Source organism: Bacillus sp. BS1807G30, from assembly GCF_040047675.1.
GTDB lineage: Bacteria > Bacillota > Bacilli > Bacillales > Bacillaceae > Bacillus > Bacillus altitudinis.
Genome location: NZ_CP157353.1, coordinates 1,399,925 through 1,413,349 on the forward strand (window position 1 = coordinate 1,399,925; position 13,425 = coordinate 1,413,349).

At 41.9% G+C, this 13,425-nt stretch carries 17 protein-coding genes; 15 read left to right on the forward strand and 2 right to left on the reverse strand.

The window, feature by feature from the left end; translation table 11 throughout:
- Nucleotides 1-84: 84 nt before the first annotated feature.
- The 6 genes from cyoE (at nucleotide 85) to ctaG (ending at nucleotide 6,270) form a co-directional block, all read left to right on the forward strand.
- The gene (gene cyoE / locus ABG082_RS07185) at nucleotides 85-1,002 is read left to right on the forward strand and encodes a heme o synthase (RefSeq protein ID WP_007499825.1); all 918 of its coding nucleotides are present in this window, start codon (nucleotides 85-87) and stop codon (nucleotides 1,000-1,002) included.
- Nucleotides 1,003-1,281: 279 nt separating this feature from the next.
- Nucleotides 1,282-2,349 carry a cytochrome c oxidase subunit II gene (gene coxB / locus ABG082_RS07190; protein WP_008345042.1) on the forward strand — a complete coding sequence of 356 codons (1,068 nt, stop codon included), beginning with the start codon at nucleotides 1,282-1,284 and terminating at the stop codon, nucleotides 2,347-2,349.
- A 188-nt stretch (nucleotides 2,350-2,537) separates the two neighbouring features.
- A complete protein-coding gene (gene ctaD / locus ABG082_RS07195) occupies nucleotides 2,538-4,409 on the forward strand; it encodes a cytochrome c oxidase subunit I (RefSeq protein WP_007499823.1) in 1,872 nt (623 codons plus the stop codon).
- Entirely contained in the window at nucleotides 4,406-5,029 is a 624-nt protein-coding gene (gene ctaE, locus ABG082_RS07200) for a cytochrome c oxidase subunit III (RefSeq protein ID WP_089374148.1), read from the forward strand. Before ctaD ends, ctaE begins: the two co-directional genes overlap by 4 nt.
- Nucleotides 5,030-5,031: 2 nt before the next feature.
- Nucleotides 5,032-5,361: a cytochrome c oxidase subunit IVB gene (gene ctaF / locus ABG082_RS07205; protein ID WP_003211520.1), complete on the forward strand. Its 330-nt coding sequence runs from the start codon at nucleotides 5,032-5,034 to the stop codon at nucleotides 5,359-5,361.
- A 30-nt stretch (nucleotides 5,362-5,391) separates the two neighbouring features.
- Nucleotides 5,392-6,270, forward strand: coding sequence for a cytochrome c oxidase assembly factor CtaG (gene ctaG, locus ABG082_RS07210; RefSeq protein WP_017359380.1), 879 nt, complete (start codon nucleotides 5,392-5,394; stop codon nucleotides 6,268-6,270).
- Nucleotides 6,271-6,505: 235 nt separating this feature from the next.
- On the opposite strand, the gene ABG082_RS07215 is transcribed toward ctaG, so the two are convergent.
- Nucleotides 6,506-6,871 carry a YugN family protein gene (locus ABG082_RS07215; RefSeq protein ID WP_017359379.1) on the reverse strand — a complete coding sequence of 122 codons (366 nt, stop codon included), beginning with the start codon at nucleotides 6,869-6,871 and terminating at the stop codon, nucleotides 6,506-6,508.
- Nucleotides 6,872-7,032: 161 nt separating this feature from the next.
- On the opposite strand from ABG082_RS07215, the gene ABG082_RS07220 reads away from it, so the two are divergent.
- The 9 genes from ABG082_RS07220 (at nucleotide 7,033) to coaD (ending at nucleotide 12,094) form a co-directional block, all read left to right on the forward strand.
- Entirely contained in the window at nucleotides 7,033-7,455 is a 423-nt protein-coding gene (locus tag ABG082_RS07220; RefSeq protein WP_034646433.1) for a CBS domain-containing protein, read from the forward strand.
- 122 nt (nucleotides 7,456-7,577) lie between these two features.
- Nucleotides 7,578-8,621 (forward strand): CAP domain-containing protein, encoded by a 1,044-nt coding sequence (locus ABG082_RS07225; protein WP_008345031.1) that lies wholly within the window; start codon nucleotides 7,578-7,580, stop codon nucleotides 8,619-8,621.
- Nucleotides 8,622-8,730: 109 nt separating this feature from the next.
- Nucleotides 8,731-9,144 carry a YlbD family protein gene (locus tag ABG082_RS07230; RefSeq protein ID WP_017367184.1) on the forward strand — a complete coding sequence of 138 codons (414 nt, stop codon included), beginning with the start codon at nucleotides 8,731-8,733 and terminating at the stop codon, nucleotides 9,142-9,144.
- A 19-nt stretch (nucleotides 9,145-9,163) separates the two neighbouring features.
- Nucleotides 9,164-9,412 (forward strand): YlbE-like family protein, encoded by a 249-nt coding sequence (locus ABG082_RS07235; RefSeq protein WP_017359376.1) that lies wholly within the window; start codon nucleotides 9,164-9,166, stop codon nucleotides 9,410-9,412.
- A gap of 73 nt (nucleotides 9,413-9,485) precedes the next feature.
- On the forward strand, nucleotides 9,486-9,893 hold the full coding sequence (locus tag ABG082_RS07240; protein WP_007499810.1) for a hypothetical protein: 408 nt from the start codon (nucleotides 9,486-9,488) through the stop codon (nucleotides 9,891-9,893).
- Nucleotides 9,894-9,950: 57 nt separating this feature from the next.
- Complete coding sequence (locus tag ABG082_RS07245; RefSeq protein WP_007499807.1) at nucleotides 9,951-10,400, forward strand: YlbF family regulator; 450 nt, start codon at nucleotides 9,951-9,953, stop codon at nucleotides 10,398-10,400.
- A gap of 65 nt (nucleotides 10,401-10,465) precedes the next feature.
- The gene (locus ABG082_RS07250; RefSeq protein WP_008345023.1) at nucleotides 10,466-10,738 is read left to right on the forward strand and encodes a YlbG family protein; all 273 of its coding nucleotides are present in this window, start codon (nucleotides 10,466-10,468) and stop codon (nucleotides 10,736-10,738) included.
- A 312-nt stretch (nucleotides 10,739-11,050) separates the two neighbouring features.
- Nucleotides 11,051-11,608 (forward strand): 16S rRNA (guanine(966)-N(2))-methyltransferase RsmD, encoded by a 558-nt coding sequence (gene rsmD / locus ABG082_RS07255; protein WP_007499805.1) that lies wholly within the window; start codon nucleotides 11,051-11,053, stop codon nucleotides 11,606-11,608.
- Nucleotides 11,609-11,611: 3 nt separating this feature from the next.
- The gene (coaD, locus tag ABG082_RS07260) at nucleotides 11,612-12,094 is read left to right on the forward strand and encodes a pantetheine-phosphate adenylyltransferase (RefSeq protein WP_007499803.1); all 483 of its coding nucleotides are present in this window, start codon (nucleotides 11,612-11,614) and stop codon (nucleotides 12,092-12,094) included.
- 13 nt (nucleotides 12,095-12,107) lie between these two features.
- Here the strand turns inward: coaD and ylbJ are convergent, their stop codons facing one another.
- Nucleotides 12,108-13,316, reverse strand: a complete 1,209-nt coding sequence (ylbJ, locus tag ABG082_RS07265; RefSeq protein ID WP_348936719.1) for a sporulation integral membrane protein YlbJ — start codon at nucleotides 13,314-13,316, stop codon at nucleotides 12,108-12,110.
- Between the last annotated feature and the right edge of the window lie 109 nt (nucleotides 13,317-13,425).

Sequence of the window (13,425 nt, forward strand, 5' to 3'; positions counted from 1 at the left end):
GCTCTTTATCTTGTATGATAGAGTTGTAACGATTTTACGTTTTATTCGTTCGTTTGAAGGTTTGGGCAAGGGAGGTTATACACATTGGCAAATTCCAAAACAGCCGCGGAAGCAGCTATTCATGGACAAATAGAAGAAACAACAGCTTTAAAAGATTTTCTTGCTCTTATTAAAATGGGCATCGTCAATTCCAATTTCATTACAACATTTACTGGAATGTGGCTTGCTTTTTATTTTACAGATATGAGTTTCCTTGGGAATCTTGATATTGTTCTGTTAACAATGATTGGTTCTTCTCTTATTATTGCCGGTTCATGCGCCATTAATAATGCGTTTGACCGTGATATTGATATACTAATGGAAAGAACAAAAACAAGACCGACGGTGACAGGTAAAGTTCAGCCGGGTCAAGCGTATGCATTTGGTATTCTGCTTGTTGTACTTGGACTGATTATGCTTTTGATGACAACTGTTACATCAGCAGTGATTGGATTTATCGGTGTCTTTACTTATGCAGTTCTATACACGATGTGGTCTAAACGCCATTACACCATTAATACAGTCATTGGGAGTGTATCTGGTGCGGTTCCGCCATTAATTGGCTGGACAGCTGTTACAGGCACCATCGACACAACGGCTTGGGTCCTGTTTATGATTATGTTCATCTGGCAAATTCCGCATTTCTTATCACTTGCGATTAAGAAAACGGAAGATTACCGCAAAGCAGGTATTCCAATGCTGCCAGTTGTTTACGGCTTTGAAGTCACAAAACGCCAAATCATCATTTGGACAGCATGTCTTCTCCCGCTTCCATTTTTCTTAGGTGGATTAGGATGGCCGATTGTCGCACTTGGCACATTGCTGAACATTGGATGGCTCGTAATTGGTCTTATGGGCTTTAAAATGAAAGATATCATGAAGTGGTCAACACTCATGTTCGTTTATTCATTAAACTACTTAACGATCTTTTTCGTTGCGATGATTATTATTACACTATTCTAGAGTGAAATACACTTTGATCACATCAAAACAATGGCTATATCTTATAACACAACATTTTCTTACAACTATGAAAGCCGCCTGATATTCAGTTCTATTTAGGCGGCTTTCTGTTTATACATAGATGGTATTTTGAGTAAAAACATCATTTTTTTATGAAAAGAGGAAATGTAAGTGCTTTTATAAGAGGCGGGGGTTATGGATGGGTGAAAGGTGATTTTATAAATAAGAGGTAAAAAGCGAAAGGCAAAGGAGATCAAGCAAAAGGGGTTGGGACAAATTATGATAAGAAAATGGCGTGTTTATTCACTGTTTCTTTTACTGACGCTCGTTTTGGCGGGCTGCGGTGAACCATACTTATCAACACTCAAGCCAGTTGGGGAAGTAGCAGATAAACAGTTTTTCCTAACGGTACTGAGTACACTTATTATGGTTCTTGTCGTTATTGTTGTATCGATCATTTTCTTTTACGTCATCATTAAATTCAAACGTTCTAAAGTGGGAGAAGATACGATTCCTAAACAGGTAGAAGGGAACCGTAACCTCGAAATTACGTGGACAGCGATTCCGATACTTCTACTCATTATTCTCGTTGTACCTGTTGTGGCATATACGCTTGAGCTAGGGGATACAAGCGCCATGGATAAGAAAAAACGAGATCCTGAAAAAACACTTGTTGTGAATGTAAGAGCCAGCTTATATTGGTGGGAATTCGAATACCCTGATTATGGGATTGTGACAAGTCAGGAATTGATTGTTCCAACTGACCAAAAGGTTTATTTTAAGCTGAAAGCATCCGATGTGAAACACTCTTTCTGGGTTCCATCGGCTGGGGGTAAAATTGATACAAATACAGACAACGAGAACAAGTTTTATTTAACATTTGACTCAAAACGAACGAAAGATGCTGGAGAATATTTCTATGGGAAATGTGCGGAGCTTTGTGGTCCATCACATGCTTTAATGGACTTTAAAGTTAAAACGCTTTCTCAAGATGAGTTTTTAGGCTGGACGAAAAAGATGGCAGATTATAAGAAGCCTGCATCAACGTCAGATCTAGCCCTTGAGGGTGAAAAACTCTTTAAAGAGAAAAACTGTTTAAGCTGTCATGCGGTAGAGCCTGGAGATGAACGGCCAGAGGCGGCAAGGACTGCTCCAAACCTTGCAACCTTCGGAGAGCGGACAAAAGTAGCTGGAATTAAAGACATGAACAAAGAAAATGTCAAAGCATGGCTGAAAGATCCAGAGAGCTTTAAACCAGGTAATAAGATGACAGGGACGTACCCTAAACTAAATGACTCAGAAGCAGATGCACTCTACGAGTATTTAAAAGGTCTTAAAATACAGTAAATGCCTTGAGCAGCTTGAAGTTGCGCACATTCAAAAGGGTATACGATCTATGTGAAGTTTTTGTTAAGAGCTCCCGAATAAGTCTCTACATCCAAGAATAAGTCATCTGTCAGATATAGTCTGTTTTTAGAACGTGAAGATAGACATTGATATGAAAAGGGGCAAATGGGAGATAAGAGGGGGATTTCATGGTGAGTACAATAGCTAAAAAGCGGGGGTTTGGCGCTGTCTTATGGGATTACTTAACGACGGTTGACCACAAAAAAATTGCCATACTATATTTAGTGGCAGGGGGATTTTTCTTTTTAATTGGTGGCCTGGAAGCGATGATTATCCGTATTCAGCTAGCCATCCCTGAAAATGATTTTGTGAGTGCAGGGTTTTACAATGAAGTCATGACGATGCATGGAACAACGATGATTTTCCTTGCAGCAATGCCGCTTTTATTTGCATTAATGAATGCGGTTGTACCCATTCAAATTGGTGCACGTGACGTAGCGTTTCCATTTGTGAATTCACTTGGTTTTTGGCTGTTCTTTTTCGGTGGTATTTTCTTAAACCTTGGATGGTTTATGGGCGGAGCACCTGATGCAGGCTGGACTGCCTATGCGTCGCTCACGCTGAATTCAGAAGGGCACGGCATGGATTTCTATATTTTAGGGTTGCAGATAGCGGGTATTGGTACGCTAATTGCCGGAATCAACTTTCTTGCAACGATTATTAATATGAGAGCGCCAGGTATGACGTATATGAGAATGCCGCTCTTTACCTGGACGACGTTTGTGGCATCTGCACTAATTTTATTCGCATTCCCGCCGCTGACAGCAGGACTTGCGATGCTGATGCTTGATCGAATGTTTGATACGAGCTTTTTTAATCCAGAGCTTGGCGGAAATACAATCATCTGGGAGCATTTGTTCTGGATTTTCGGACACCCAGAAGTATATATCTTAATTTTGCCGGCATTTGGGATTTTCTCTGAGATCATTCCAGTGTTTGCAAGAAAAAGGCTGTTTGGTTATTCGTCCATGGTGTTTGCGACTGTATTAATTGGTTTCCTTGGATTCATGGTGTGGGCGCATCACATGTTCACAACAGGACTTGGTCCAATTGCCAATGCGATCTTTGCCGTAGCCACGATGGCGATTGCGGTGCCAACTGGAATTAAAGTATTTAACTGGTTGCTCACCATATGGGGCGGTAATGTGAAGTTTACAACGCCGATGCTATATTCAGTTGCGTTCATTCCGTCATTCTTACTTGGCGGTGTAACCGGCGTCATGCTTGCAGCAGCAGCAGCGGATTATCAGTTCCATGACACGTACTTCGTTGTGGCGCATTTCCACTATGTCATTATCGGTGGTGTGGTCTTCGGTATTTTAGCAGGTGTGCATTATTGGTGGCCGAAGATGTTTGGGAAAATATTGAATGAGAAGCTTGGGAAAATTGGCTTTGTGCTGTTTTTCGTCGGTTTCCATTTAACGTTCTTTATCCAGCATTTTCTCGGTCTTTGGGGCATGCCGCGCCGAGTCTTTACATTCTTGCCAGGTCAGGGTCTAGACCTTGGGAACTTGGTCAGTACGATTGGGGCACTGTTCATGTTTGTAGCAGTTGTGATCATGCTGATTAATATCATCTGGACGACAGCAAAAGGGGAGCGTGTATCGGGCGATCCTTGGGGAGATGGAAGAACGCTTGAATGGGCAGTATCTTCACCTCCGCCAGAATATAACTTTAAGCAGCTGCCTCTTGTACGGGGACTTGATCCATTATGGATTGAGAAAATGGATGGTAAAAAAGGAATGACAGCATCTGAACCGCTCGATGATATTCACATGCCGAATAATTCCATCTTGCCTATCATTATCTCATTCGGTCTATTTGTGTCAGCGTTTGGTTTTATGTATCGTCAAGAACACAGCTGGGGTCTACCGGTGATCTTCATTGGTCTTGGCATCACGTTTGCGACCATGCTCGTTCGCTCTCTTAAAGATGATCATGGATACCATATTCACAAAGAAGATTTGACGGATGACGATGACAAAGGGGTGAAAGCATAATGGAACCACAAAAAATGACAGCGGAAACCTTTCCGGCTTCTCCTGAGAAAGCCACGTTAGAAGGAAAGAATAAGTTCGTCGGGTTCTGGTTGTTTCTTGGGGGAGAAACGGTCCTGTTTGCATCTTTGTTTGCCACTTATTTGGCGCTGAAAAATTCAAATGCAGGCGGCGCAACAACAACTGAAATGTTTGACCTCACACTTGTCTTTATTGCCACAATGCTTCTGTTAACGAGCAGTTTAACGAGTGTGTATGCTATGTATCATATGAAAAACTTTGCCTTTAAAAAAATGCAGCTTTGGCTAGGTGTAACCGTTCTTTTAGGTGCTGGATTTTTAGGGGTAGAAATTTATGAGTTTTATCATTATGTGCATGCGTATGAATTTACAATTACGAGCTCTGCACTTGGCTCTTCCTTCTATACGCTTGTTGGAACACACGGGGCTCACGTCGCATTTGGACTTTGCTGGATCACCGCTCTGATGATTCGGAATATGAGACGCGGTCTAGATTTATACAATGCACCAAAATATTATGTGGCGAGCCTTTATTGGCATTTCATTGATGTTGTGTGGGTCTTCATCTTTACCGTTGTATATTTAATGGGAATGGTGGGATAAGAATGGGAAATAAAAACACAAATCAGTCCAAAGTCGATCTTGTCTATCGGAAAAAGAAAAATGCCGAAGAAATGAAGCATCAGCTCATTTCTTTCGGCTTGATGATTGGTTTAACGTTTGTTGCCTTTTTAACAATCGCCTCTGAAGACGTCGGAAATTGGTTCGCTGTCCCTTTTATTTTACTGCTTGCAGTGATTCAGGTGGCTTTTCAGCTTTATTATTTTATGCACATGAACCAAAAAGGGCATGAAACACCCGCGTTGTTTCTTTACTCAGGTGTGTTTGTCGCGTTTATTACCGTTTTAGCCTTTTTGACCATTATTTGGTGGTAAGCTCGCTTTGCCCTTGAAGGAGGCGCAGCAATGGAAAACTTAGAGATATTTGGATTTCGTGCATTATGGAGTCCTTACTATTTGACATGTATTGTAGTAGCAGCCACTTTTTATCTGCTTCTCGTGACGAAGGGAAAGCACCGTGCGACGGTGAAAGAGAAAACGCTGTTTCTCACGGGGCTTGTGTTGCTTTATGCAGTGAAGGGGAGCCCGATTGATTTAATGGGGCATATTATGTTCAGTGCGCATATGGCGCAAATGGCAGTGCTCTATTTGGTCATCCCGCCGCTTCTTATTACAGGTTTACCTGCGGCGATTTGGGAGCGGATCATTCAAACACGGGGTATTCAGCCGATTTTCCGCTTGTTTTCTAAGCCGTTGATTGCCTTGCTCGGATTTAACGGGTTGTTTTCGCTGTATCATATTCCGCTTGTGTTCGATTTTGTCAAAACAGATCCGTTTTATCACGCATTGATGACGGTTGTAATTTTTATCGCTGCCTTTTTCATGTGGTGGCCGCTTGTCCATAAAGTGCAAAGTCAGCCGCAGATTACGGGCATTTTAAAGCTTGGATATATTATGGCAGATGGGATTTTAATGACACCTGCCTGCGCACTCATTATGTTTAGTGAAGCGCCTATCTATGCCACTTATTCAGATGCCGGCGCATGGATACAAGCACTGCACCTATGCGTACCGAGTGATATGCTTGCTGGTCTTGCGCTTACGGGACCTGACATGTTTCATACATTGCCGCTGCTAGAAGATCAGCAACTAGGTGCTATTTTGATGAAAATCATTCAAGAGATTGTATACGGATCGATTCTTGCTGTTGTCTTCTTTGACTGGGCAAGAAAAGAAAGAGCGAAAGATGCCGTACCAGATGCGCTCATTCCGAAATATGAATAAATGAAAAACACAGCCGCAGGGGCTGTGCTTCCAGATTGTTGGCAAAGGGCTAAAATGAACTTTATTTTAGCCCTTTGTCTTCTTTTCAGCGTGATAGAAAACCTTTGCAGTCTAGGAAGGACGAGCACTGGAGCGGATCGAATTTGGCATTCGTGAGCACCAGCGCACAGGACTGACAACGAATGCGAGGGTTTGTCTACACGCTGAAAGCACAGCCGTAGGGGCTGTGCTTCTTTTATGCTTCAGCAGTTATCGCTTCTAGTTTTTCTTTCAATAGGTTCAGCGTTTTTTTGCTGGATTGAATAAGAGATTTAGGGAAATCTTCGCCTTCTCCATATTCAACACCATGCGGATAATAGTGTTTTCCAAGTAAAGGTGTCAGCAGCTGGATGTGGGCTTTTTTGGAGCCGACATCTCCCTCAGTGGCGTAGCCAGAGATCCGTAAGTAAAACGTCCCCTCTACCATGTTATACTTCCTGTCGTACGTCACACGCTCATAATCCCATTGATCGGCTCGTACAAATCCTTCACTTTCCATAATGAAATCCAATTTATTTAAGTCAGCTGATACCTTTTCAATCCCCGTACCTTCAAACTTCACCCAAAACCCCTCCTTATAAAAATTCCCTTTACTGACAATCATAGTATGAAAGCGTTAAACTTTCAACTGTGAAAGGTATGTTCTTTTATAAGCTGGTTACAGTAATAAAGAAAATAACGGATGGAGGAATCAACGTGAAAACGAAAAAAATCAAAGATATCATGACGAAAAAAGTAGTGACGTTGCAAAAGGACGACAATGCGTATGAAGCCGCAGTCAAAATGAAAGATGCTGACATTGGTGCCATTCCAGTAGTCGATGGGGATCAGCTTGTTGGTATTGTCACAGACCGCGACCTTGTACTTAGAGGTATTGCTGAGAAAAAGCCGAACTCACAAGAGGTTGGTGCCATCATGACGAAGGAAGTATTGACAGCTGAAGAAGATGCAACCCTAGAAGAAATTGTCCGGTTGATGTCAGAACATCAGCTCCGCCGTATCCCGGTTGTCAAAAACGGGGCACTCACAGGAATCGTAGCCCTTGGGGATTTATCAGTTGAAGATTTATCAAACGATCGTGCAGGTGATGCTCTGACGGAAATCTCTCAACAAGACCAGGATCATGGCCAAGGATTTCTTCATTAGGAGGGGCATATTTTAAATTCGTGTTAAATAGGCTGTATTGTCGTTGATAAATGGAGCAAGTTTTGTTTAAATGACAGTAGAAGGTACTTTTTGTACCTTGTCAATTTAACGGAGGTGTTTATTTGAAAACTGTGCTGAAAACACTCTTCATCCTCCTGATTATATCTGGAACGTACGTTCTGTTTATTCAATATGGATCTTCACCAGAAAAAGAAAACAGCAATGAGCCGAAGGTGTCTAATGAAGAAACATCTAGCGATAAGCCGATCAACATTCCGAAAAAAGGTCTCATGTCCTTTATGGGGAAGTCTTCAAACGAAGTGCTTAAACAGCTAGGGGAACCAGATCGCATTGATCCTTCCGCATATGATTATGACTGGTGGATATACAATCAATCGAAGAAACACTATATTCAAGTAGGGGTAAAGGACAGTAAAGTGGTGACCTTGTTTGCGACAGGGGATGGGCTGAATGTTGAGCCGTTTAAAATCGGTCAAGCCACAAGTGAAGTATTTAAAAAAACACAAATCGCTCCTTACATTCATGTAGAGGACGAGGGAAATTCATATCGCTTTGAATTCTCAGAAGATGATATGAATACCAGGCCGACGGTGAAAGTGGGAGATGATGTGTATGTCCAGCTCTACATGGATAAGTTTGAAAGCACTCTTTCGAGCATTAGAGCCTTTAACGCAGATACATTTGTCAAACAAAAGCCGTATGAAGTCGTTTATCGAGGTCAATTAATTGAACCTGAGGCGATATCAGGCGAAAAGTGGAAGGATATTGAAGCGTCGAGTCAAAAACAAATTTTTGATATGACCAATATTATCCGCCATAAGTACAAACTACCGACCTTAAAGTGGGACGATGAAACCTCTGAAGTGGCATTCATGCATAGTGAGGACATGAAAGATCATCATTATTTCTCCCATGAATCTAAAAAATACGGCACGCTGAAAGACCGGTTAGAAAGAGGAGAGGTCGCATTTCAACTTGCGGGGGAAAACATTGCGTATAATTATGTTGATGGCCCTGCAGCTGTAGAAGGCTGGCTGAATAGCGAAGGTCACCGGAAGGCATTGTTAAATCAAGATTACACGCACCTTGGCGTTGGTGTGAAAGAAAAGTACTATACACAAAACTTCATTAAGAAAACGTCTTAATCCTCTAAACAGCTGCGCACAGATGGCGGCTGTTTTTTTATGAAAAGGGCTCACCAAAATAGATCCAGATGTATATAGTATAGTAGGCATTTGTATGGGGGGTGAGGATATGACAAATAAGCAAAAGCAAACATCCATTGATGAATTTAAACAGTTCGTCAGACGCCATCCGAAATTAATCCAAGAAGTGCAGACGCAAGAAAAAAGCTGGCAAAGTTTATACGAGAATTGGGTCATGTTTGGTGAGGAAGATGATATGTGGTCTCCTTACCGGCAAACACAAAAGGAAGAAGCAAAAGAAGAAAAAGCCGCTAAGCAAAGTGAACCGGGAAAAGCAGATTTTATGTCTAAAATGGTTTCTGCAGTGAAAAAAATGGACGCTGATCAAATGAATGAACAAATTAATAAAATGAGCCAGTCTATTTCCTCTTTACAAAGCTTACTCGGTCAATTTTCATCAAATGGCTCAAAGAAGGGTTCATCTGGAGGCAGCCAGCACCCATTCTCCTTCAGGAAAGATTAATTGAAAGGGGATGCTTTTGGTGCGGAGAGAAGTACAAGAGTTTGTCATGGCCGAAGAGGATCGAATCAAATTCATCAGGCAGCGCCCACTCTGGTATAGACAGTTAACGCGGCATCCTGAAAATGTCACTTCGTTTGAATTAGATAAAATGAACTTTTACGAAAAAACCATTCCTCATCGTGTGAGCCAGTTGAGCAATAGTGTCCAAATGGCTGAAATGATGATTCAGATGTTCCAAGCAATGCGCAATCAAAATGGAGCCGGGTGAGGCTTTTTTTGAGTTGATTAAGATGTCTATTTCATGAGCATCCTATGAAAGTAGACGAAAGGAGAATCAGAACATGAAATGGATGCTGTCAATATGCGCATTGCTTTTTCTTCTCACCGGATGTCAAAGTCAACATGATCAAGAGCAAGTAACTAGGCAAGAACCAGCAGTACCAGTCATGCAGCAGACGCAAAGTGAAATGAAGCAGCAAGGCTTTTTAAAATACAAAGTGCAGGGATCTGTTGTGTATATAGAAAGTACACTTCAAGATTTTCACCTTGAACCTTCACCCCTGAAAAAGGATAAGAAGGCGGGGTATTTTACTGTGTATGTAGACGGGAAACGGGCAGGCAATGAGTATACTGCGGCGTTTGTGGTCAAGCACCTTTCAAAAGGAAAGCATAAAATGACCGTTGTGCTAAATTCTCGTCACCCTGAATATAAGCAGAAAAGAGAGACGTGGGATGTATTTGTCACGTAAAAGCATTTTCTGATCCATAGGTTTCGTGGTAAACTATGAATTGGAGGTGCAACATTTATGTATGCGACAATCGAATCTGTGGAGCTCCAAGAGGAAGCAAATCAATTGGCTGCCATGATTCTTCAGTCGGAGGAGGCTGAACATTACCGCAACTGCTTTAAGCGTCTCCAGCAAGACGAAGAAGCCCAACAAATTATTGCCCATTTTACAAAAGTAAAAGAGCAATATGAAGATGTGCAGCGGTTCGGCAAATACCATCCGGACTATAGAACGATCTCAAAAGAAATGCGTGAGGTCAAAAGAAAGCTAGATCTTCACGATACAGTGGTTGATTTCAAAAAAGCAGAAACAGCGATTCAATCCATCTTAGATGAGATTAGTATTGAAATCGGTCAAGCTGTATCAGCATATATTAAAGTTCCAACAGGGAACCCATATTTTGATGGTCTATCATCATGCGGCGGTGGCTGTGGATCAGGAGGCAGCTGTGGCTGTAAAGTATCTTGACGAGACTTGAACGTCTCGTCTTTTACATAATGAACGGAAAGAATTGAAAAGCGGCAGGTGAAAAGATGGATACCAAACGTCAAGGGATGGTCGTTTGGCTGCATTCGTTAAAGCAGTCAAAAGCGCTAAGGAAATTTGGGAATGTTCACTATATTTCAAGGAAAATGAAATATGCAGTGATTTATTGTGATATGAATGATCTTGAGCGCCACATGGCAAAGCTCAGTTCATTACCATTTGTGAAACGTGTTGAGCCTTCCTATAAACCTTTTATTAAATTAGAGTACGAATCGAAATTGGACAAAGCAAAAGAGTATGACTATAAGGTGGGCTTTTAAAGACACAAAAAAACCCCCGCGGCATCACCCGCGGGGTCCTTCTATTCTTAATGATTCATTAAGGAGAAGGCAAAGGGAGAGGAGAAACCGGAGGAAGAACTTATGGGGAAACGTAAGTCTTCTCCGCGGTTGGCAACAGCACCACATCAGATGCTGTTAACAGTAGTATGACCCTCTCTTTTGTGATCTATACATAGAAAATGAATGGAATTCAGTGCATTGTCCCATGTGGAGTGGATATGGTAAGATAATGTTGAATTTTTTGTCATCAAACAATATTCAATAGATGCAAGCAGAAAAAGTGGTGGAAAAATGAGAGTGATTTCTGGAACAAAAAAAGGCCGCACGCTGAAAGCCGTACCCGGCCAATCAACAAGACCAACAACAGATAAAGTAAAAGAATCCATTTTTAATATGATTGGACCGTATTTTGATGGGGGATGGGCCCTTGATTTATTTGCTGGAAGTGGTGGTTTAGGTATTGAAGCGCTTTCTAGAGGGTTCGATCATTGTATTTTTGTGGATCGAGATATGAAGGCAATTCAGACGATTAAAGGCAACTTGAATCAATTGTCGCTGATGGATCAAAGTGAAGTGTTTCGAAATGATGCAAACCGTGCACTCGCTGCTGTAGTGAAGCGAGAAGAATCTTTTCAAGCCATCTTCCTTGATCCGCCGTATAAAGATCAAAAGTTGAAAGCACTTCTTGATACGATTGATGAGCATTCCTTATTAGCAGATGATGGCGTCATTGTCTGTGAGCACGATAAAGATGTGACACTGCCAGAGGAAGCAGGACAGCTACATATCTCAAGGCAGGAAATGTACGGAATGACTGGCATTACGATCTATAGAAAGCGGGGAAATTAAAGCATGGGGAATATAGCCGTTTGTCCGGGTAGCTTCGATCCAGTCACATTGGGCCATTTGGATATTATCAAAAGAGGGGCTAAGATTTTTGATGAAGTATATGTGTGCGTCCTCAATAACTCGTCAAAAAAGCCGTTGTTTACTGTTGAAGAGCGGTGTGAACTCATTCGTCAAGCAACAAAGGAGCTGCCGAATATCAAAGTGGAATCCTTTCATGGACTGCTCGTTGATTATGCGAAACAAAAAGAGGCGAAAGTCATTTTACGCGGACTTAGAGCGGTGACGGACTTTGAATACGAGATGCAAGGGACATCAATGAACAAAGTGTTGAATGATGACATTGAAACGTTCTTTATGATGACGAATAATCAATACTCCTTCTTAAGTTCAAGCATTGTTAAAGAAGTAGCGAAGTATCATGGATCAGTCAAAGAGCTTGTACCGCAAGAGGTCGAAGCTGCGCTGAAAGAAAAATTTAATGGATGAGTGCACTGTGCACTCATCCATTTTTTAATTTCTGATAATAGAGCGCAATATACACGATCAGACTGAACAAGGTGATGAGGGGACCAGCAGATACAAGCTGATTCCATAACACGCTGCTAAACATCACGACTTGCTCGCTTGCTTCAAATGCCCCTGCTGGAAGCGCCATGTCTGCTTTAGAGACGTAAAGGGGTTTGAATAACAAAAAGGCAAAGACGGCTGCGTAAATACCGTGAAGCAAACGGGCCAAGAAAAACGGTTTAAAACGTATATCGGTTGCTGCCAAAATGCCGGCTACCTGAGCTTGAACGGAGAATCCGCTAAATCCTAAAATAAAGCTGACCACAATCGTTTTAGCGAGCAGGGAAACCTCTTGTGACCCTGTGAGTTGACTTCCTAATGTGATTTCAAATAGACCCGCAATCATGGCTAGATCTAATTCTGGCGGAAGATGCATCGTTTTCAGTATATAACCGATCCCGATAGAGAGAAGATCTGTTACATGCACAACAGCGAGCATTTGACTAAAGACAGAAAATAAAATGATAAAGCCGCCAATCATAAAGAGCGTTTGAACAGATGACATGACAGCGTCACTTAATATTTGGCCAAGTGGTCTTTTTTCTGCGAGTCTTGCCGTATGAAGAGCGCTGAATGCTTCTCGAATTGGAGGCAATAAAAATCCTTTTCGGCTTCTGAGGTGCGCATCATGATGTGCTTTATATCCGCGCATCGTCACCCCAACCGCGAGATTTCCTAAATAATGTGCACAGGCTAACACAATGCCTAAAGCTGGGTGATGAAAAAATCCTACAGCCACTGCTCCAAATATGAACAAAGGGTTTGAAGAATTGGTAAATGACACAAGGCGTTCTGCTTCAATTCTTGTCAGCTGTCCTTCCTGCCGAAGTCTTGTCGTCAATTTAGCGCCAGAAGGAAAACCAGAGGCCATTCCCATTGCTAATACAAATCCGCCGACACCAGGCACCCGAAAGATAGGCCGCATAAATGGCTCTAATAATACGCCGACAAATCTGACAATCCCGAAACTGATTAATAGCTCGGACAAAATAAAAAAAGGTAGCAGCGATGGAAAAACCACTTCCCACCACATTGCAAGTCCATTTTTTGATGCTTGCAAAGAGGCTTGTGGATGTGTTATCACAGTGGCTGTTAAAAAGATAAAAAAAGCAGCGATGAACAGAGTGTTCCATTTTTTCATGGAGATGTCGCCCCTTGCCGTTATAATCTATTGGCGAGCTCGTGATTAAAGAAAAAGAGATGCTAGCCGAGCCTGTCTTCTATTACTATACGATGAGAAGGGGCATGTT

Excerpts from the sequence above, each read along its gene's own strand:
- ABG082_RS07245 (WP_007499807.1), top strand. The coding sequence starts at position 9,951 with ATGTATGCGACAATCGAATCTGTGGAGCTCCAAGAGGAAGCAAATCAA.
- ABG082_RS07230 (WP_017367184.1), top strand. The coding sequence starts at position 8,731 with ATGACAAATAAGCAAAAGCAAACATCCATTGATGAATTTAAACAGTTC.
- rsmD (WP_007499805.1), top strand. The coding sequence starts at position 11,051 with ATGAGAGTGATTTCTGGAACAAAAAAAGGCCGCACGCTGAAAGCCGTA.
- ctaF (WP_003211520.1), top strand. The coding sequence starts at position 5,032 with ATGGGAAATAAAAACACAAATCAGTCCAAAGTCGATCTTGTCTATCGG.
- coaD (WP_007499803.1), top strand. The coding sequence starts at position 11,612 with ATGGGGAATATAGCCGTTTGTCCGGGTAGCTTCGATCCAGTCACATTG.
- ctaG (WP_017359380.1), top strand. The coding sequence starts at position 5,392 with ATGGAAAACTTAGAGATATTTGGATTTCGTGCATTATGGAGTCCTTAC.
- coxB (WP_008345042.1), top strand. The coding sequence starts at position 1,282 with ATGATAAGAAAATGGCGTGTTTATTCACTGTTTCTTTTACTGACGCTC.
- ABG082_RS07240 (WP_007499810.1), top strand. The coding sequence starts at position 9,486 with ATGAAATGGATGCTGTCAATATGCGCATTGCTTTTTCTTCTCACCGGA.
- ctaD (WP_007499823.1), top strand. The coding sequence starts at position 2,538 with ATGGTGAGTACAATAGCTAAAAAGCGGGGGTTTGGCGCTGTCTTATGG.
- ylbJ (WP_348936719.1), bottom strand. The coding sequence starts at position 13,316 with ATGAAAAAATGGAACACTCTGTTCATCGCTGCTTTTTTTATCTTTTTA.
- ABG082_RS07250 (WP_008345023.1), top strand. The coding sequence starts at position 10,466 with ATGGATACCAAACGTCAAGGGATGGTCGTTTGGCTGCATTCGTTAAAG.
- ABG082_RS07220 (WP_034646433.1), top strand. The coding sequence starts at position 7,033 with ATGACGAAAAAAGTAGTGACGTTGCAAAAGGACGACAATGCGTATGAA.